Source organism: Allobosea sp. BE125, assembly GCF_031456075.1.
In the GTDB taxonomy this organism is placed as follows: Bacteria; Pseudomonadota; Alphaproteobacteria; order Rhizobiales; family Beijerinckiaceae; genus Allobosea.
The window spans coordinates 34417-53976 of record NZ_JAVDTY010000003.1; the positions used below are offsets into that span (position 1 = coordinate 34417).

General features: G+C 65.4%; 13 protein-coding genes and 1 pseudogene. 6 read left to right on the top strand and 8 right to left on the bottom strand.

Translation table 11 applies throughout. The annotated features are described in order from the left end of the window. Position 1: 1 nt before the first annotated feature. Complete coding sequence (locus J2Y55_RS08765) at positions 2-1240, top strand: c-type cytochrome (protein ID WP_310150821.1); 1239 nt, start codon at positions 2-4, stop codon at positions 1238-1240. 45 nt (positions 1241-1285) lie between these two features. Here J2Y55_RS08765 and J2Y55_RS08770 read toward each other — a convergent pair whose 3' ends face one another. After that, a complete protein-coding gene (locus J2Y55_RS08770; RefSeq protein WP_310150824.1) occupies positions 1286-2317 on the bottom strand; it encodes an LLM class flavin-dependent oxidoreductase in 1032 nt (343 codons plus the stop codon). Between the two features lie 365 nt (positions 2318-2682). On the opposite strand from J2Y55_RS08770, the gene J2Y55_RS08775 reads away from it, so the two are divergent. Then, positions 2683-3462 (top strand): glycine-rich domain-containing protein, encoded by a 780-nt coding sequence (locus J2Y55_RS08775; protein WP_310150829.1) that lies wholly within the window; start codon positions 2683-2685, stop codon positions 3460-3462. A gap of 156 nt (positions 3463-3618) precedes the next feature. Further along, positions 3619-5148: a Do family serine endopeptidase gene (locus J2Y55_RS08780; RefSeq protein WP_310150833.1), complete on the top strand. Its 1530-nt coding sequence runs from the start codon at positions 3619-3621 to the stop codon at positions 5146-5148. 119 nt (positions 5149-5267) lie between these two features. Here J2Y55_RS08780 and J2Y55_RS08785 read toward each other — a convergent pair whose 3' ends face one another. From J2Y55_RS08785 to J2Y55_RS08805, 5 genes are all read right to left on the bottom strand, one after another. After that, on the bottom strand, positions 5268-5537 hold the full coding sequence (locus J2Y55_RS08785; RefSeq protein WP_310150836.1) for a hypothetical protein: 270 nt from the start codon (positions 5535-5537) through the stop codon (positions 5268-5270). A 246-nt stretch (positions 5538-5783) separates the two neighbouring features. Further along, positions 5784-7211: an efflux transporter outer membrane subunit gene (locus J2Y55_RS08790; RefSeq protein WP_310150839.1), complete on the bottom strand. Its 1428-nt coding sequence runs from the start codon at positions 7209-7211 to the stop codon at positions 5784-5786. 192 nt (positions 7212-7403) lie between these two features. Further along, positions 7404-10682 (bottom strand): efflux RND transporter permease subunit, encoded by a 3279-nt coding sequence (locus J2Y55_RS08795; RefSeq protein ID WP_310150842.1) that lies wholly within the window; start codon positions 10680-10682, stop codon positions 7404-7406. A 3-nt stretch (positions 10683-10685) separates the two neighbouring features. Then, positions 10686-13793, bottom strand: coding sequence for an MdtB/MuxB family multidrug efflux RND transporter permease subunit (locus J2Y55_RS08800; protein WP_310150844.1), 3108 nt, complete (start codon positions 13791-13793; stop codon positions 10686-10688). After that, positions 13790-15058, bottom strand: a complete 1269-nt coding sequence (locus J2Y55_RS08805) for an MdtA/MuxA family multidrug efflux RND transporter periplasmic adaptor subunit (RefSeq protein WP_310150846.1) — start codon at positions 15056-15058, stop codon at positions 13790-13792. The genes J2Y55_RS08800 and J2Y55_RS08805 overlap by 4 nt, the downstream gene beginning before the upstream one ends. 369 nt (positions 15059-15427) lie before the next feature. Between J2Y55_RS08805 and J2Y55_RS08810 the strand changes: the two genes are divergently transcribed. Beyond that, positions 15428-16045 carry a ParB-like protein gene (locus J2Y55_RS08810; RefSeq protein WP_310150850.1) on the top strand — a complete coding sequence of 206 codons (618 nt, stop codon included), beginning with the start codon at positions 15428-15430 and terminating at the stop codon, positions 16043-16045. Between the two features lie 126 nt (positions 16046-16171). Continuing rightward, positions 16172-16948 (top strand): C40 family peptidase, encoded by a 777-nt coding sequence (locus J2Y55_RS08815; protein WP_310150852.1) that lies wholly within the window; start codon positions 16172-16174, stop codon positions 16946-16948. A gap of 163 nt (positions 16949-17111) precedes the next feature. Here the strand turns inward: J2Y55_RS08815 and J2Y55_RS08820 are convergent, their stop codons facing one another. Then, positions 17112-17978 (bottom strand): LysR family transcriptional regulator, encoded by an 867-nt coding sequence (locus J2Y55_RS08820; RefSeq protein ID WP_310150855.1) that lies wholly within the window; start codon positions 17976-17978, stop codon positions 17112-17114. Between the two features lie 104 nt (positions 17979-18082). Here J2Y55_RS08820 and J2Y55_RS08825 point away from each other — a divergent pair, with 104 nt between their 5' ends. Continuing rightward, entirely contained in the window at positions 18083-19246 is a 1164-nt protein-coding gene (locus J2Y55_RS08825; protein ID WP_310150860.1) for a Gfo/Idh/MocA family protein, read from the top strand. 66 nt (positions 19247-19312) lie between these two features. Here the strand turns inward: J2Y55_RS08825 and J2Y55_RS08830 are convergent. Beyond that, positions 19313-19550 (bottom strand): annotated as a pseudogene (locus J2Y55_RS08830) (transposase); the annotation flags it as partial. Positions 19551-19560: the final 10 nt, after the last annotated feature.

Consider the following 19560-nt stretch of genomic DNA (forward strand, 5'->3'; position numbering starts at 1 on the left):
GATGCCCATTGCCAAACCGCTCACTGGGGCCGCCTTTGCCGCCTTGATCGTCGCCGCCATCCCGGTCGGCGCACAGGTCACCGGCGACGCCGCCTTCGCGCAGGTCGAGAAGGGGCGCTACCTCGCCGCGCTGGGCGACTGCGCCGCCTGCCATACCGCGCCGGGCTTGCCGCCTTTTGCCGGTGGCGTCGTGCTGCAGACGCCCTTCGGCAATCTCGTCGCCCCCAACATCACGCCCGATGCCGAGACCGGGGTCGGCCGCCTGTCGCTCCAGGATTTCCAGAGCGTGATGTCGAAGGGCATCGGCAAGGGCGGCTATCACCTTTACGGCGCCATGCCCTTCACCGCCTACACCAAGGTGACGGCTGCGGATAACGCGGCGATCTGGGCCTATCTGCAGACGCTGGAGCCGGCCAGGAACAAGGTCGAGCCGAACCAGCTGCCCTTCCCCTTCAACATCCGCGCCAGCCTGATCGGCTGGAACCTGCTCAATTTCTCGCAAGGCGAGTTCAAGCCCGATCCGAAGCAGTCGCCCGACTGGAACCGCGGCGCCTATATCGTCGAGGGGCTGGGCCATTGCGGCACCTGCCACACGCCCAAGAACCTGATCGGCGGCGACAAGAACGGCCAGTTCTTGGAAGGCGCGACGCTGCAGGGCTGGTTCGCGCCCAACATCACCGCCGACCCGCATAAGGGCATCGGCGCCTGGAGCGAAAGTGAGATCGTCCAGTATCTGAAGACCGGCGCCAATCGCTTCGACATCGCCTCGGGCCCCATGGCCGAGGTCGTCGAGAAATCCTCGCAGCATTGGAGCGAGGCCGATCTGAAGGCCGTGGCGGTCTATCTCAAAGCGGGTCGCAACGGCGAGGCCAAGGCGCCAGCGCCCTTGCCCGCCAGCGACAAGCTGATGGCGGCCGGACAAGCGGTCTTCGCCGACCGCTGCATGGGCTGCCATGTCTCGACGGGAGCAGGCGTGCCCAAGCTGTTCCCGCGCCTGGCGCAAGCGCCGCTGGTGAACTCGGACGACCCGACAACGCTGATCCGCGTCGTGCTCGCGGGAAGCCGGGCCGGCACCACGAGAGCCGCATCGACGGGACCGGCCATGCCCTCTTTCGCCTGGAACCTCAGCGACCAGGACGTCGCCGCCGTCCTCACCTATGTCCGAAACAGCTGGGGCAATGCCGCGCCGGCCGTCTCGGCCAAGGACGTGGCCTCGTTACGGACAAGCCTGCAGCCCTGACGGGACGGCTCGCCGCGCGCCTGCGGGGAAGTGGACAGCGCCGTCTCAGGCAAGGAGTTCCCGCACCAGCGGCACGACCTTCATGCCGTAAAGCTCGATGCTGCGCATCAGCCGGTCATGGGACAGGGAGCCGGCGCTGTATTTCAACTGGAAGCGCGAAACGCCGAGAGCTTTCACCGTGTTCGCGATCTTCCGCGCCACGGTCTCTGGGCTCCCCACATAGAGCGAGCCGCGATCGGCCTCCTGATCGAACTCGGCGCGATTCATCGGCCCCCAGCCGCGCTCGGCACCGATCCTTTCCCGCATGCGCTTGAAGTCCGGCCAGAGCTCTTCCCGCGCCTGCGCGTCGCTGTCGGCGACATAGCCGGGCGAGTGCACGCCGATGGGCTGGACCGGCCGGCCCATCTGGCTGAAGGCGCGGTTGTAGAGCTCGACATAGGGTTTGAAGCGCAAGGGATCGCCGCCGATGATCGCCAGCATCATCGGCAATTCGTATCTGGCCGCGCGAACCACGGATTCAGGGCTGCCGCCGACACCGACCCAGGTCTTGAGGGTTCCCGTCTCGATCGGCGGAAAAACCCGCTGGTCGGTGAGCGAGGCACGCGTTGTCCCGCTCCACGTCACCGCCTTCCTTGCGATGAGCTCGGCGAAGAGATCGAGCTTCTCCTCGAACAGCGTCTGGTACTGGTCGAGCTCGAAGCCGAACAGCGGAAAGGATTCTGTGAAGGAGCCGCGCCCAAGGATGATTTCGGCGCGCCCCTTCGCCACGGCGTCGAGCGTCGCGAAGCGCTGGAAGACGCGGACCGGATCGTCGGAAGAGAGCACGGTCACGGCGGAGCCGAGCTTGATCCGGCTGGTCCGTGCCGCGATCGCCGCCAGAACCATCTCCGGCGTGGAGACCGCGAAATCCTCGCGGTGATGCTCGCCGATGCCGAAGAAATCGACGCCAACCTCGTCGGCCAGGACGCCTTCCGCCACGACATCGCGAATGACCGCCGCATGGGACAGCAGGACGCCGTCTGGCCCCGTTGTCACATCGCCGAAGGTATCGAGGCCGAATTCGAGGGCCGGTGTCATGACATCATCCTTCCGCGCGTTCAGTCATCCCGCGGCATGGCGCGTGGATCATCGCGCTAGCTAGTCACGCGTGCCGCACCGCGCCAGCAGCGCCCGGCGCAAGAGCAGGATGCGAAAAAGTGGGCACCCGTTTTTTGCATCGATCCTGCTCCAACTCTTGCCGGATCGGTGAGAGACCGTTTGGATCCTTCAGCCCTCATCCTGAGGAGCCGCGCAGCGGCGTCTCGAAGGATGCTCCAGATGGTTCGCGCGCCTCCTGGAACATCCTTCGAGACGCGCTCCTGCGGAGCGCTCCTCAGGATGAGGGCTCTGGAGGTTTCCAAACAGACTGTGAGGATCGGCACGCTGCTGCCTGCCGTATAGGGATGCATCAACCCTGCACTCGTGATCTGATCCCCCGCGGCGAGCCGTGGCGGGGGGCGATGATGACAGCTTGGTTGAGTGGCGCACTGAGCCTGGCGCTGGGCGGCGTTTTGGTTGTCGGGCTGTTGATCTGGCCAGCCCATCGCCGCCTGCAGCGGGCCGAGTTCATTCGCAACTACAGCTGGCCGCCGGGCCTGCTCGACAAGCTCGCGGCCCATCATCATCGCAGTTTTACCCGCAAGGAGACGGCCCTCGTCGCCCAAGGCCTGCGGCAGTTCTTTCTCGCCTATCTCAACAGCGGGCAACGTTATGTCGCCATGCCCTCGCAGGTGGCCGACGATCTCTGGCACGAGTTCATCCTCTACACCCGCGCCTATCAGGATTTCTGCCGTCAGGCTTTTGGCGGGTTTCTGCACCATACGCCGGCGGTCGCTCTGGCTGAGGGCCGCAAGCAGGACAATACCGGCCTGCGCCGTGTCTGGCTCCTGTGCTGCCGCGAGGATGGCATCAATCCCACGAACCCGTCGCGGCTGCCGCTGCTTTTCGCTCTGGACGTGAAGCTGAACATTCCGGGCGGCTATCGCTACTATCCCGATTGCGCGCAGCTGCGCCGCAACGGCGATGCCGGCTCGCAATGCGGCGGCGACTTTTCCGACAGCTCTTATGATGGCGGGACGGACGGCCTCAGCGACAGCAGCGGCAGCAGCGGGTCAGATAGCGATAGCAGCAGTGACAGCGGTGGAGGCGATGGCGGAGGTTGCGGCGGCGGTGGCGGGGATTAGCTGTTCGCCAAGTCGCCATGCGGGGCGAAGCGCAAAATCCGGCCGCCGCCGCAACGTGAAAGAACCGTAATGCGCCGGTGAGATCGCCGGCACCTCGGAAGGCTTAGCTTTTGAGGATGGGCCGCATAGGGGCGGCCTGGCCAACGGAGAGTTCCGATGTCGGATCTTGCTGAGCCCTTCCCCAATCGGCGTCGCCGGCGACTGTTCGCTTCGGTTGCCGCCCTGGCGCTGGTCGCCTCGGGCGCCGTCGGCGGCGCGATGATCGCCTATGTGAATCCGGCGCGCGCCGCAGCGGTCGTGACCTCGGACCTGCAGGCGCAGGCCGTGCCGTCTTTTTCCCCCGTGGTCGAGCGCGTGAAGCCCGCTGTGGTCTCGGTAAGGGTCCTGATCGAAAACATGGCCGATAGCGGCAGCGAGGTCTCCCACGAGCTCGACAAGCTGCCGCCGCAGCTCCGGGAGCTGTTCAAGCGCCTCGAGCCGAATAGCGGCGCGCAGCATCGCCAAGCCCCCCGGCAAGGCATGGCGCAGGGCTCGGGCTTCTTCGTCTCGGCTGATGGCTATGTCGTCACCAACAACCATGTCGTCGAGCACGGCAAGGTCGTCACCGTCACCACGGAAGACGGCAAGGTGCTCGAAGCCAAGGTCATCGGCACCGATCCCAAGACCGATCTCGCGCTGCTGAAAGTGCTCGCGCCGGGTGACTACCCTTATGTCTCGCTGGCCAGGGACACGCCGAAGGTCGGCGACTGGGTCGTGGCGATCGGCAACCCGTTCGGGCTCGGCGGCACGGTCACCTCCGGCATCGTCTCCGCGCGCGGCCGCGACATCGGCAACGGCCCCTATGACGATTTCCTGCAGATCGACGCCCCGATCAACAAGGGCAATTCCGGCGGGCCGACCTTCAACCTCAAGGGCGAGGTCGTCGGCGTCAACACCGCGATCTATTCGCCGTCGGGAGGCAGCGTCGGCCTGGCCTTCGCCATTCCCGCCGACACGGTCTCGACGGTCGTCGCAGCCCTTCAACAGGGCGGCGCCGTCCAGCGTGGCTATCTCGGCGTGCAGATCCAGCCGGTGACGCGCGACATCGCCGACAGCCTCGGCCTCGACGACGCCTCGGGAGCGCTGGTCGACAGCGCCCTGCCCGGCACGCCTGCGGCGGATGCCGGGGTCAAGTCGGGCGACGTCATCACCAAGCTCAACGGCCAGCCCGTCAAGGACGACCGCGACCTGACGCGCCGTGTCGGCGCGCTGAAGCCAGGCGAAAAGGCGGAGATCGCCGTCCTGCGCTCCGGCAAGGAGCTGGCCCTGAACGTGGTACTCGCCCCGCTGAAGCCTGAGAAGGTCGCGCAAGCTGTCGAGGAGCCGCATGGCGGCGCCTCGGTCCTCGGCGTCCTGCTCGCTCCGGCCAAGCCCTCGCATGCCAAGTCATCTCACGCCAAGTCATCCGATGGCGCAGCCGAGCAAGGCGTCGTGATCGCACGCGTCGATCCCAACGGCCCGGCCGCGAGCAAAGGGCTCAGCAAGGGCGACGTGATCCTCGAAGTCGCCGGCAGGAGCGTCACTCAGCCGGCCGAGGTCAAGGCCGGCATCGCGAGCGCCGCTCAGGACGGCAAGAAGGCCGTCCTGCTGAAGATCAAGACCGCACAGGGCGCGCTGTTCATGGCGTTCCCGCTGCCCAAGGCCTGAGGCCACTGAAAAAGGCTTGAGGCGACTGAAAGTCTCCAGGTGGATGTTCAACGTGAATGTTCAACCCGGTCGGACATCCGCCTGGAAAGCTTATGGAATTCCCCCTGGTGCGGTGGAGTTCAGCCGTGGCTGCGCCCGGGCTTGCTCGGTATGGTCTGTTCCGGCGCGAAGCCGAAGCAGCCCATCTGGGAGAGATCCCCGGCGCCTTGATTCTCCATCTTCTGGCAGAACACCAGCCGCGTGCAGTCATCGGCGATGTTGGTCCAGCCCTGTCCGGGAATGCCCGAAGGCATCTTGTAGGCGCAGGCCGCTTCCCAGGGCGCACTGGCTTGCGCCGGCGTCACGAAGGACAACGCGGCGAAGCCCGCGGCAATGATGAAACTACGCATGACGTTACCTCCAAAACGGGAACGCCTGACCCGGTGTGCAATTTCAGCCGCTATTTGGCATCTCCGACCGAAGCCGCAGCGCCTTTGCGTTCCTCATCCTGAGAGATGGGCTGCGCCGCCGGCGTTTCAATTCGTCAAGCACGGCGAAAATGCATGCCGGAACAATCACTTCCGCCATTTGTTCACACATGGATCATAACATGCCGGCCGGGCCGTCGCGCGCGGTCCGGTTTGAAGCCGTAGCGTTCAGAGCCGCTTCGGCTCCGCAGGCCTTGGGGTCCGCGTCCAGCCACCGCCCAAAGCCTGGAACAGGCTCACCGCTGCCTGGAAACGCGTCAGACGGACCTGCGCCAGATTGTCCTCGGCCGTGAAGAAAGTCTGCTGGACCTGAAGCACGCTGACCAGGTTGACGGTGCCGCCGCGCAGCTGGGTTTCCGCCACCTCGAAGGCCCGGCGGGAGCTCGCGACGACCTCGCCCTGCAAACGCTCCTGCAAGCTCGTCTGCTGAAGCGCGACGAGAGCCTTCTCGACGTCGGTGAAGGCCGACAGGACCGCCTTGCGGTAGGCCTGCAGGTTTTCGAGCTGGACGCCTTGCGCCTGCTCCAGCTGGCTCTTCAGCAGATTGCCGTCAAGGATCGGCTGGGTCAGGCTCGCCGCGAGGGTGTAGTACCACGCGCCGGGTCCAAACAGCGACGACAATGCCTTGCTCTGGAAGCCGGTGTCGGCCGTCAGCTGGATCTGCGGGAAGAAGGCGGCGCGTGCCGATTCGACGCTGAAATTGGAAGCAGCGAGCTGCGCCTCCGCCTGCATGACATCGGGTCGTTGGCGCAGCAATTCCGAGGGAATGCCCGGCGTGACGCGCGGCACCGCGAGTTTGGCGAGGCTTCCGCCGCCCACCGTATACTTCGCCGGCGCCCGGGCGACCAGCAAGGCGAGCGTGGCGCTGTTCTGGCGCACGATGATTTCCAGCGGGGGAATCGAGGCCCGCTGGGTCGCGACCAGCGTCTCCTGCTGCGACACTTCGAGCTGTGACGCGGTTCCCGCGGTGAATTGCTGCTTGATCAGGACGAGGATGCGCTCGGCCGAGGCCGCGTTGCGGCGTGCGATGCGCAAGCGATCCTGCGCGGTCAGGAGCTCGAAATAGGTGTTCGCGACGGTCGCGGTCGCGGTCAGCGCCACCACGTCGCGATTATAGCGCGCCGCGGTCGCATTCTCCTCCGCCGCATAGAGCGTCGCCCGGTTCTTGCCCCAGAAATCGATCATGTAGCTCGCCGTGAGGCCGGCGTTGAACTGCGAGCTCGAGCGCGAGCTTGCGTTGCTGCTGCTCGACGAGCTTGCCGTGCGCAAGCGCTCGGCCGTTCCGGTCCCCGTCAGCGTGGGCAGCAGGGGAGCGCCCGCAATGCCGGCCTGCGCATCGGCCTGGAGGATCTGGGCCACGGCCACGGCGATATCGAGATTGGCGGCCTGCGCGCTTTCGATCAGGCGCGTCAGTTCGCTCGAGCGAAAGCCGCGCCACCAGTCGAGTGCCGGCACGGCGCTGTCGGGCGCGCGCGGCGCGGCGCGGTAGCTCGCCGGCACCTCGAGATTGGCGTCGGGCCGCTCAGTCCCGAGAATGCAGCCGGACAGTCCCAACCCGATCACGACCAGCGCGGCGAGCGGCGCGAGGCCAGGCATGACGCCGATCTTCGGAACGGAAGCAGCCCGCCCGAACGCAACACCATCACGCATTCCGCACCTCACCCGCACTTGCGTCCGCCGCACCAGAATGCCGCTCACGGCCGCAAGGTTCGGGTTCGATCATCGTCTTCGTACAGCATCTGGCCGGCCGCAAGCAGCCCCCGTGTCGATCCTGGAAAGAAGCCTCGCTCATGAGGCAGCACCGGGTGAAGCCGGCGTTTTGCTGCCGCCTTTCAGGCGCTGGCACCAGGCGCGGAACCGGTCGGCATAGAGATAGATCACCGGGGTCGTGTAGAGCGTCAGGATCTGGCTCAGGATGAGACCGCCAACGATCGCGATGCCGAGCGGCTGCCGGAGTTCGCTGCCCTCCCCCAGGCCGATCGCGAGCGGCAAGGCTCCGAGCATCGCCGCCAGGGTCGTCATCATGATCGGCCGAAAGCGCAGCAGGCAGGCTTCATGGATCGCGTCAAAAGCGGACAGGCCGCGGGTGCGCTGAGCGTCGAGCGCAAAGTCGATCATCATGATCGCGTTCTTCTTGACGATGCCGATCAGCAGGATGACGCCGATGAGCGCCATGATGCTGAACTCCGTGTTGAACGCCATCAATGCGAGCAAGGCCCCCACGCCCGCCGACGGCAAGGTCGAGAGGATCGTCAGCGGGTGGACATAGCTCTCATAGAGTACGCCGAGCACCAGGTAGATCGTGATCAGGGCGGCGAGGATGAGATAAGGCTGGTTGCTCAGCGAGGCCTGGAAGGCCCGGGCCGTGCCCTGGAAGCTGCCGCGGATCGTGGCGGGCACGCCGATGCGGTTCATCGTCGCCTCGATCGTCTCGACCGCCGCGCTCAAAGAGACATCCGGCGGCAGGTTGAACGAGATGGTGCTGGCGACGAACAGGCCCTGATGGTTGACCGACAGGGGGGTCGAGCCCGGCTCGAACCGCGCCAGCGTCGAGAGCGGCACCATCGTCTCGCTGGAGGTACTGACGGCCGACCCGCTCGAGGCGGTGCCGCGCCCGGTCTGGCCGATGGAGTTCGTCGCGAGGTTGCGGGCGGCATTGGCACTGGCCGAGTTCACTGATGCCGACTGCCCCGCCGCCGCCACGGTTCCCGAGACCGCATTGGTCGCCAGCGAACCGCCGACCGACCCACCGGAGGTGCTGATATAGACGTTCTTCAGCGTCTCCGGATTCTGCCAGAAGCGCGGCGCGACCTCCATGATCACATGATACTGGTTGCGGGCGACGAAGATCGTCGAGACCTGGCGCTGGCCGAAGGCGTCATAGAGCGTGTTGTTGATCTGGCTCATCGAGATGCCCAGGCGGGCAGCCGTGTCGCGATCGACGACCAGGTTGGATTGCAGCCCCTTGTTCTGCTGGTCGCTGTTGACGTCGGACAGGTTGGGCTGCCCCTGCAGCGCGGCCGTGATCTTCGGGGCCCATTCATAGAGCTCTTCGAGGGTCGAGCCCTGCAGCGTATATTGATATTGCGCGTTGCCGGCGCGGCCGCCGACGCGGATGTCCTGCACGGCCTGCAGGAACAAGGTCGCGCCGGGCACCGCCGAGAGCTCCCGCCGCAGACGGGCGATGACCCGGTCGGCCGAGATCTTGCGTTCGGCCATGGGCTTCAGCGACATGAAGACACTGCCGGAATTGGTCTGGCCGCCGCCGGTGAAGGCCACGGTGGTGTCAACAGCCGGATCCTGCCGAACGATGGCGACGAACTGCGCGAGCTTCTGCTGCATGAGCTGGAAGGAGATGCTCTGGTCGGCCTGGATCGCTCCGATGATCCGCCCGGTATCCTGCTGCGGAAAGAAGCCTTTCGGGATGATGTCGTAGAGATAGACGTTCAGGCCCACCACCGAGGCGAATATCAGCATGATTGAGCGGGGGTGACGCAGCGCCAAAGAGAGGCTGCTCCGGTAGCCATCGAGCATCCATTCGAAGACGCGCTCGCTGCCGCGATAGAGCCGCCCATGGCGCTCGCCGGTCTGCTTGCGGAGCAGCACCGCGCACATCATCGGCGTCGTCGCCAGCGAGATCGCCAACGAGATCATGATCGCCAGCGAGGTCGTCATCGCGAATTCGCGAAACAGGCGCCCGACGATGCCGCCCATCAGCAGGATGGGGATGAAGACGGCGACGAGCGACACGCTCATCGACAGAACGGTGAAGCCGACCTCCTGGGCGCCCTTGAGGGCGGCATCGCGGGGCGCCATGCCGTCCTCGATATGGCGCGTGATGTTCTCCAGCACCACGATGCAGTCATCGACGACGAAGCCGGTCGCGACGGTGAGCGCCATCAGCGACAGGTTGTTGAGGCTGTAGCCCATCAGCCACATGGCCGCGAATGTCGCGATCAGCGACACCGAGACGGCCACGATCGGAACCAGCGTCGCGCGCCAGTCCCGCAGGAACAGGAAGACCACGGCGATGACGAGCAGGATCGCGATCACCAGGGTTCGCTCGACATCGTGCAGGGAAGCGCGGATCGTCGTCGATCGATCGACGGCCGGCTCAATGTCGATCGCCGGTGAGACGGAGGCGCGCAAGGTCGGCAATAGCGCCTTCACACGGTCGACCACGCCGATGATGTTCGCATTCGGCTGCCTGAACAGGATGACGAGAACGCTGGGCTTGCCATTGGCGAGGCCGGAATTGCGCAGGTTCTCGACGGAATCCACCACCTCGCCGACATCCGAGAGGCGCACCGGAGCACCGTTGCGATAGGCGATCGTCAATGATCTGTATTGCGCCGCCTTCTCCGCCTGATCGCTGGCATAAATCTGGTAGCGCCGGTCGCCGACATCGATCGCGCCCTTCGGGCTATGGGCATTGGCGCTGGCGATCGCGGCGCGGACATCCTCCAGGCCGATGCCGTATTTGTAGAGCGCCTGGGGAATGAGCTCGACGCGCACCGCCGGCAGCGAGCCGCCGCCGACGACAGCCTCGCCGATGCCTTCGACCTGCGACAATTTCTGCGCCAGCACGGTCGAGGCGGCGTCGTAGAGCGCCCCGCGCGTCAGCGTGTCCGAGGTCAGGGTGAGGATGAGGATCGGGGCGTCGGCGGGATTGACCTTGCGATAGGTCGGATTGGCCCTCAGGCTCGTCGGCAGATCGGCGCGGGCAGCGTTGATCGCGGCCTGCACGTCGCGCGCCGCGCCGTTGATGTCGCGATTGAGCCCGAATTGCAGGGTGATGCGCGCCGATCCGACGCTGCTCGACGAGGTCATCTCCGAGACGTCGGCGATCTGCCCGAGATGCCGCTCGAGCGGGCTCGCGACCGTCGTCGCGACATCCTGCGGGCTGCCGCCGGGCAACGAGGCCTGCACCGAGATCGTCGGAAAATCGACCTCCGGCAGCGGCGAGACCGGCAGTTGGAAAAAGGCGACCGCGCCTGCCGCCGCCAGCCAGACGGTCAGCAGCGTCGTGGCGACGGGGCGGCGGATGAAGACGCTGGACAGGCTCATGGCCTAGCTCGTCTCTCGTGCCGGGCGGATGCCGGGCTCGCGCCCGGCGAAACGCACCGCGAGGCGGTCGAACCAGAGATAGATCACCGGCGTCGTGAACAGGGTCAGGACCTGGCTGACCAGCAGGCCGCCGACGATGGAGATGCCGAGCGGATGCCTGAGTTCCGAGCCTGCGCCGGTTCCCAGCATCAACGGCAGCGCACCCAGCACCGCCGCCATCGTGGTCATCAGGATCGGCCTGAAACGCAGCAGGCAGGCCTGGTAGATCGCCTCGCGCGGCGTCTTGCCCTCGTTCCGCTCGGCGTCGAGCGCGAAGTCGATCATCATGATCGCATTCTTCTTCACGATGCCGATCAAGAGGATGATGCCGATGATCGCGACGATGGTGAGCTCCTGCCCGGCCGCCATCAGCGCCAGGAGCGCGCCGATACCCGCCGAAGGCAGGGTCGAGAGGATCGTCAGCGGGTGGATGAAGCTCTCATAGAGGATGCCCAGCACGATATAGACCGTCACGATCGCCGCCAGGATCAGCCAGATCTGGTTCGAGAGCGAGGACTGGAAAGCCTGGGCCGCGCCCTGGAAGGTGCTGACCACGCTTTCGGGCAGGCCGATTTCCGCCTCCGCTTGCTTGATCGCGGTCACGGCCTCGCCGAGCGAAGCGCCCGGCGCCAGGTTGAACGAGACGGTGGCGGACGGGAACTGGCCGAGATGCGAAACCTGGAGCGGCGCTGTGCCCTCGCGAATCCTGGCGACCACGTCGAGCGGCACCGGACCGCCGCCGACCGAGGACGGCAGACGGATCGCCGAGAGCGAGCGCAGCGACTTCTGGAGCTGCGGATCGGCCTCGAGGATGACGCGGTACTGGTTCGAGTTGGTGAAGATCGTCGATACGATGCGCTGGCCGAAGGAATCGTAGAGCGCGTTGTCGATCGTCGCCGGGGTGATGCCGAAGCGCGCCGCCTGATCGCGGTCGATATCGACGAAGACGGCGAGCCCGCGGGCCGAGATGTCGCTTGCGACATCAGCCAGTTGCGGAAGCTCCTTCAGCTTGTCGACCAGCTTGGGCGTCCATTCCGCGAGCTGGTCGGCGCTCGCATCCTGCAGGATGAATTGATACTGCATCCGGCTGACCGTGCCCTCGACGGTCAGGTCCTGCACCGGCTGCATGTAGAGTGTGATGCCGGGAAGAGAGGCGGTGCGCTCCTGCAGGCGCTGCATTACCACGGCGATGTTGGATGTCCGCTCCTCATGCGGCTTCAGGTTGATCAGGATGCGGCCGCTGTTGAGCGTGCTGTTGGTGCCGTCCACGCCGATGAAGGAGGACAGGCTATCGACATCGCGATCCTTCAGGATCTCGCTCGCCAGCGCCTGCTGCCGCTTGGCCATCGCGGCATAGGACACCGATTGCGGCGCCTCCGAGATCGCCTGGATGACGCCGGTATCCTGCAGCGGGAAGAAGCCTTTCGGAATGACCACATAGAGCAGGCCCGTCAGCCCGAAGGTCGCCAGGGCCACCAGCAGCACCAGGGTCTGGCGATCGAGCACCCAGTTCAGCATGCGGGCATAGACCGCGATGACGCCGTCGAAGGCTTCGCGGCTCCAGCGCTGGAAGCCGTTCTCATGGGTCTCGGCCGCCGCCTTCAGCAGCTTCGCGCAGGCCATCGGCACCAGGGTCAATGAGACCACCGCAGAGATCAGGATCGTCACGGCGAGCGTGATCGCAAACTCCCGGAACAGCCGGCCGACCACATCGCCCATGAACAGCAGCGGGATCAGCACGGCGATCAGCGACACCGTCAGCGAGATGATGGTGAAGCCGATCTGCTCGGAACCGCGCAGGGAGGCGTCGAGCGGCGTGTCGCCCTCCTCAATGTAGCGCGAGATGTTCTCGATGACGACGATGGCGTCGTCGACGACGAAGCCGGTCGAGATGGTCAGCGCCATCAAGGTCAGGTTGTTGAGGCTGAAGCCGAACATGTACATCACGCCCAGCGTGCCGACGAGCGACAGCGGAACCGACAGGCTCGGGATCAAGGTCGCGCGCGTGCTGCGCAGGAAGACGAAGATCACCAGCACGACGAGGATCACCGCCAGCGTCAATTCGTATTCCACATCCCGCACCGAGGCGCGGATGGTGACGGTGCGGTCGGTGAGCACGGCCATGTCGATCGCCGCCGGCAGCGACGCCTTGAGCTGCGGCAGGAGTGCCTTGATGCCCTCCACCACCGAAATGACATTGGCGCCGGGCTGCCGCTGGATGTTCAGGATGACGGCCGGCGACGCATTCATCCAGGCGCCGAGCTTGTCGTTTTCCGAACCGTCGGCGACCTCGCCGATGTCGCTGAGCCGAACCGCCGCCCCGTTCTTATAGGCAACGATCAGCGATCTGTAGCCATTGGCGGTCCGGATCTGGTCGTTGGCGTTGATCGTCGAGGCGCGCAAGGGGCCGTCGAAGCTGCCCTTGGGCGTGTTGACATTGGCGGTGCCGAGCGTGCTGCGCAGATCATCGATGTTCAGGCCATAGGCGGCGAGCTTGCGGATATCGGCGCGGATGCGCACCGCCGGCCGCTGCCCGCCGCTGATGCTGACCAGCCCGACGCCCGGGAGCTGCGAGATCTTCTGCGCCAGCCGCGTATCGGCGAAATCCTGCACCTGCGTCAGAGGCATCGTCGCCGAGGTCAGCCCGAGCGTCAGGATCGGCGCATCGGCCGGGTTGACCTTGGCGTAGATCGGCGGTGCCGGCAGGTCCGAGGGCAACAGGTTGCCGGCAGCGTTGATCGCGGCCTGGACCTCCTGCTCCGCGACGTCGAGCGTGATGTTGAGCCCGAACTGCAAGGTGATGACGGATGCGCCGCCGGAGCTGACCGAGCTCATCTGGTTGAGGTTCGGCATCTGGCCGAACTGGACCTCGAGCGGCGCGGTGACCGAGGAGGTCATCACGTCGGGGCTCGCGCCCGGATAGAAGGTCTGGACCTGGATGGTCGGATAGTCGACTTCAGGCAGCGCCGCGACCGGCAGGAAGCGGAAGGCCAGGATGCCCGACAGCATGATCGCGACCATCAGCAAGGTGGTCGCGACCGGCCGCAGGATGAAAGGCCGCGACGGGCTCATGGCTGGCGGCCGCCGTTCTGCCGCCGCCTGCCGCCTGCCGGTTGTTCTGGCTGCGCCGGGCCCGCGCCGCTTTCCGAGCGCACGCTGATCTTCGCACCGTCGCGCAGCTTGTCGGCGCCGTCGATGACGATGGCATCGCCCGGGTTCAGCCCCGAACGGACCTCGACATGCTCGCCATCGCTGATCCCGAGCTCGACCTTGCGGACGGAAACGGTGGCGTCGGCATTGACGAGATAGACGAAGGTTCCCGGCACGCCGCGCTGCACACCGGCCGTCGGCATCAGCGTGACGTCCTTATGCGTGTCGACCAGCAGGCGGATATTCACGAACTGGTTCGGATAGAGCGTCCTCGCCTCATTCCCGAACTGCGCGCGCAGCTTGATCGTGCCGGTGGTGGAATCGATCTGGCTGTCGAAGGTCTGCAGGACGCCCTCGGCGATCTTCTTGGCACCGGCGCGGTCAAAAGCCGTGACCGGCAGCGTCGCGCCGCTCCTCAACCGCGCCGAGATCGCCTGCAGGTTGTCCTCCGGCATCGTGAAGAGGACGCTGATCGGCGCCAGTTGGGTGATCACCACCAGGCCGTTGGTGTCCCCGGGGGTGACGTAATTGCCCTGATCGACCTGACGCAGGCCGACGCGACCATCCGCCGGCGCCACGATCCGGCAATATTGCAGATTGACCTCGGCCGCATTGACCTGGGCGCGGTCGGCGGCCACCGTTCCCTCATACTGGGCGACCAGCGCGGTCTGGGTATCGAGCGTCTGGCGGGAAACGGCGTTCTGGGCGGACAGGCCCTGATAGCGCGCCATATCGACCTGCGCGCCCTTGAGCAGGGCTTCGTCGCGTGCCAATTGGCCCTTCATCTGCGCCAGGACCGCCTCATAGGGGCGCGTGTCGATCTCGGCGAGCAAATCGCCCTTCTTGACGTCCTGCCCTTCCTTGAAATCGATCCGGACCAGTTGCCCGCTGATCTGCGAGCGGACCGAGACGGTCGCAAGCGAGGTGACGGTTCCCAGCGCGTCGAGATTGATCGCGATATCGCCCTTCCTGACGATTTCCGGCACGATCGACATCGGCACGGCTGTGCGGCCGCCGCGCGCCGGCGGCGGCGCCTCAGCGGCTTGTCGCCGGCTCCACCAGAGCGCGCCGCCGGCAACGAGCAGGAGGAGCAGCCAGATGACAGGCGAGCGCAGGCGCGATCTCCGCACGGGCATTGCGGGCGCCTCGCTGTCGGGCAGCTTCGGGAACACGGGCTTCTGGTTCATCGACGCACCGTCACCATTCGGATCTCCACTGCGACGATACACCAGTTGGGCAAACGCCGTGCGGCTATCCCCATGCCGACGCCGGCCCTGGAGCATTGCGCGAAAAAGTGGGTACCGGTTTTTCGCATGAGCGATGCTCTAAACTTGTAGAATCGATCACGCTTCTCGCATTCGGACGGCATCGTCCGAATGCGACGTGATCCAGGCCGACTCGGCACAGGTCAACCTAGCCACAGATGTGGCTTTTTCCCGTCCTATTCATTTCCCGTCTTATCCATGCGCCACCATGGAATACCTTCAAGACAGGCCGATCTCCTCCCGATCGCCCATACACACCGAAATCCGCCGCACCACTGCGAGGTGACCCTGATGACGACGCGAGAGCCCATCCTTCACCCCGTCAGGATCAGCGATCTGCGACCGACCCAGATGACGGTCGGCCTGCGCGAGGTCGAGGCCAAGCGCCGGCTCTGGCGCGAGAAGCACGGCGTGCATGCGCAGGAATTCCTGGGCAAGCACATGATCCCTGTACTCAAGGGCCCCAAGGAGCGCTTCTACATCCTCGACCATCATCACCTGACGCGCGCGCTCGACGAGGAAGGCGTCGAGGAAGTGCTCGTCAATGTGGTGTCCGACCTGTCGAGCCTGACCAGGCAGAGCTTCTGGACGGTCTGCGAGCACCGCGCCTGGACCCATCCCTATGACACCGAGGGCCTGCGCCGCAGCGTCGACGATATCCCCAAGCGGGTCCGCGACCTCAAGGACGATCCCTACCGGTCGCTCGCCGGCGAATTGCGGCGCGCTGGCGGTTTCGCCAAGGATGTGACGCCCTTCTCCGAGTTCCTGTGGGCCGACTTCCTGCGGCGGCGCATCTCGCGCAAGCGTGTCGTGAGCGCATTCGAGGCGTCGGTGGTCAAGGCCCTCGACCTCGCGCGCAGTCCGGAGGCCAGCTATCTGCCTGGATGGTGCGGCCCCATAGAGGATTAGAGCATTGTTTTAACGCGTTTTCTTCACGCGAACCGGTCCCCGCTTCGCTCGAAAACGCTCCAGCCACCGGCACGCTCCGGCGCTGCCGCAGGAAGACTCTCCCCGGGAGCGCAAGGCGACGATGCGATGAGGCAATCCAATACGGCTCTCGATTGGCTCGGGCACAAACTGGCCGGCGTGCTGCTGCGCGAGACGCCCGGCCAGGAGCTCTTCATCCCATCGGATCCGGATGCACTGCGGCGCACGCTGCGGCCCGGCGACGTCGTGCTGGTCGCCGGCTCCAGCATGATCGCGACGGCGGTCAAATACCTGACCCATTCGACCTGGTCGCATGCCGCGCTTTATGTCGGGGACGTGCTTGGGGCGCCCGATGACGGCAGCGAGCGCCACACATTGATCGAAGTCGTCCTCGACGCCGGTTGCAGGTCGGTTCCGCTCTCGAGCCTGGCGCGGTTTCACACCCGCATCTGCCGGCCGGTGGGATTGACCGACGGCGATCGCGACGAACTGATCAACTTCATGATCTCGCGCCTCGGCATCCGCTACGACATGCGCAACATCGTCGACCTTGCCCGCTATCTGCTGCCGACACCGCCCATCCCCTCGCGTTGGCGGCGGCGCATGATCGCGCTCGGATCGGGAGAGCCGACCCGGGCGATCTGCTCGACCCTGCTCGCCGAGGCGTTCGGGCGCATCGGCTACCCTATCCTGCCGCGCATCGAGCAGGGCGCAGCGGTCAAGCGCGGCATCAGCAGCTGGCGCCGTCAGGAGCTCCTGCATATCCGGCATCACAGCCTCTATGCGCCCGCCGATTTCGACATCTCGCCCTATTTCGAGATCGTCAAGCCGACCATCGAGGAGGGCTTCAACTACAAAGGCCTGACCTGGGTCGACGGGCCCTGAGGCTGATTCGACACCGTTTGAGAACTGAGCCCTCATCCTGAGGAGCCGCGCAGCGGCGTCTCGAAGGATGCTCCAGGAGGTTCTGGAGCCTCTACGAGCATCCTTCGAGACGCCATTCCCTCGGGAATGGCTCCTCAGGATGAGGGCTGAGGGAAATGTGCGTCTACGCCTTCAGCAACGGCTCCTCGGCAATGATATGGGCGATGAAATCCATGACCGCGCGCACCGGCCGCGAATTGCGCAGGTCGCGATGGACCACGAGCCAGATATCACGCCAGAAGGGCGAAGCGTTCCCATCGATCCTGACGAGATCGGAATCCGCCTCGCCGAGGAAGCAAGGCAGACCGGCGACGCCGACCCCGGCCCGCACTGCGATCAGGTGCTCGCTGATATAGTTCAATTCGCACACCACTGGCCGGTCGCCCGCAATGCCGAGCAGCCATTGCTGTTGAGGCATGTCGGTGAAGGCCCCGTCGAAGGCGATGAATTGCCAATGCTCGGGGGCAGCAAGATGGCTGTACGAGCGATGGGCATAGAGGCCGAAAGGCATCGCGCCGATCTTCCGTGTGACGCTGCCAGCCTCGTCGGGGCGCACCAGCCGAATGGCGACATCCGCCTCCCGGCGGCTCAGCGAAACCTGCTCGCCTTGCGCCGCGAGCGACAGCCGGATGTCGGGATGCTCGTCATGGAAGCGTGCGAGGTGGCGGGCCAGCAGTGGAGCGACGAGGACGGGAGGCGCGCTGACCGCGACGCGGCCGACGAGCGGCGCATGCGCAGCCTTTGCCAGCCGGGCGATGCCGTCCGCGCCGGCCTCCATCGCCAGGGCGCGCTCGCGCACGGCTTCCCCGATAGCCGTCAGACGGCAGGATCGCGGCAGCCGGTCGACCAGACGGACGTCGAGCGCCGTTTCGAGCGCTGCTAGCCTCCGGCTCACTGTCGCATGATCCACCTTCAGCTTGCGGGCCGCTCCTGAGAGCGTGCCGCACTCGGCCACAGCCAGAAAGTGGCGGATGTCTTCCCAATCGGTCATCTGTGCGAATTCTCAAGGATCGCTGGCAGATATACCGAATTTTTGCGGAGAGCGCGCTGCCCTAGCTTGGGTACCGAAACCGGCCTGCCATCGACGATGGTCAGATGACGCCGATGGCAAAGCCGACACGCTATCCAGGAGAACGAAACATCATGCCAGGTCAACGTTTTGGGATCGGCCTTGTTGGCTTGCAGCCAGGCCGGAGCTGGGCTGCAAGATCCCATGTGCCTGCGCTGCGCGCGCTCTCGGACAGCTTCGAGATCGTAGGCGTCGCCAATTCGAGCAGGGCGAGCGCCGAAGCAGCCATTGCCGAGACCGGGCTTTCCCGTGCCTTCGACACGGTCGCGGAGCTGATCGCAGCGCCGGAGGTCGATATCGTGACCGTCGCCGTAAAGGTGCCCCCTCACTTCGAGATCGTGAAAGCAGCCATCGCAGCAGGCAAACACGTCTATTGCGAATGGCCGCTCGGCAATGGCCTGGCCGAGGCAGAGGAGATGGCCGCGCTGGCGGACGCAAAGGGAATCGTGGGTGTCGTCGGCACACAGGCGCCGTTTGCGCCGGAAATCGCATATCTGAAGCAGCTTATTGCGGACGGCTTCGTCGGAGAGGTGCTGTCGACCACGATTGTCGCGTGGGGCGGCGCCCTGCAGGGCGGAGGCAGCATTCCCGACAAGAAAACCTATGGTTATCTGCTGGATCGCGGCAATGGCGCCACCATGCTGACGATCCCTGTGGGCCATACACTGGCAGCACTTACGAGCGTGCTCGGGCCCGTCACCGAGGTTTCGGCGGTGCTGGCGACACGGCGCCCAACCGCGCTTGTGGTCGACACCGGCGAGATCATGCCCGTATCCGCCCCGGACCAGGTCCAGGTGTCCGGGATGCTGACCCGTGGCGTGCCTGTCTCGCTGCATTATCGTGGCGGCGAAGCGCGCGACGGCGATGGCCTGTTCTGGGAAATCAACGGGACCAAGGGCGACATCCGGGTCTCAGGCCCGTCCGGTCACACACAGATGGTGCAGCTTGCCCTCAAAGGGATCAGGGGCGAGGAGAAGGCATTCCGCCCCATCCAGGTGCCAGCCTCATATCGCGCCGGCTGGCCAGACGATGTCGAGCCGGGCAATGTCGCTCGCGTCTATGCCGGGATGGCTCATGATTTGCGGCACGGCACGCGCACGACACCGCGTTTTGACGATGCTGTGGCCGTGCATCGTGTCATCGCGGCCATCGAGAGAGCCGCCGAGAGCGGACAGCGGGTATCCCTTTAGTGCGCTTTCGAGCGAACGGGACACCGGTTCGCGCGAAGAAAGCGTGTTCCAGGGCGTGGACGCATTAGCACGTAGCCAAATTCTGATTGAAGCGAGTTTGACGAACGCCAGATAATTGGCTGCGAGTTTGTCGTATCGGGTCGCGACACGCCGACATTGCTTGATCTTGTTGAAGAACCGTTCGATCAGGTTGCGGGCGCGATACAGATAAGGGCTGAAGCAGATTGGGTCCTTGCGATTTCGTTTCGGCGGACTGTTCGCCTGCTCCCTGCTGGCGAGCAAGCTCCCTGATCGAGTCGGCATCGGCTTGATGG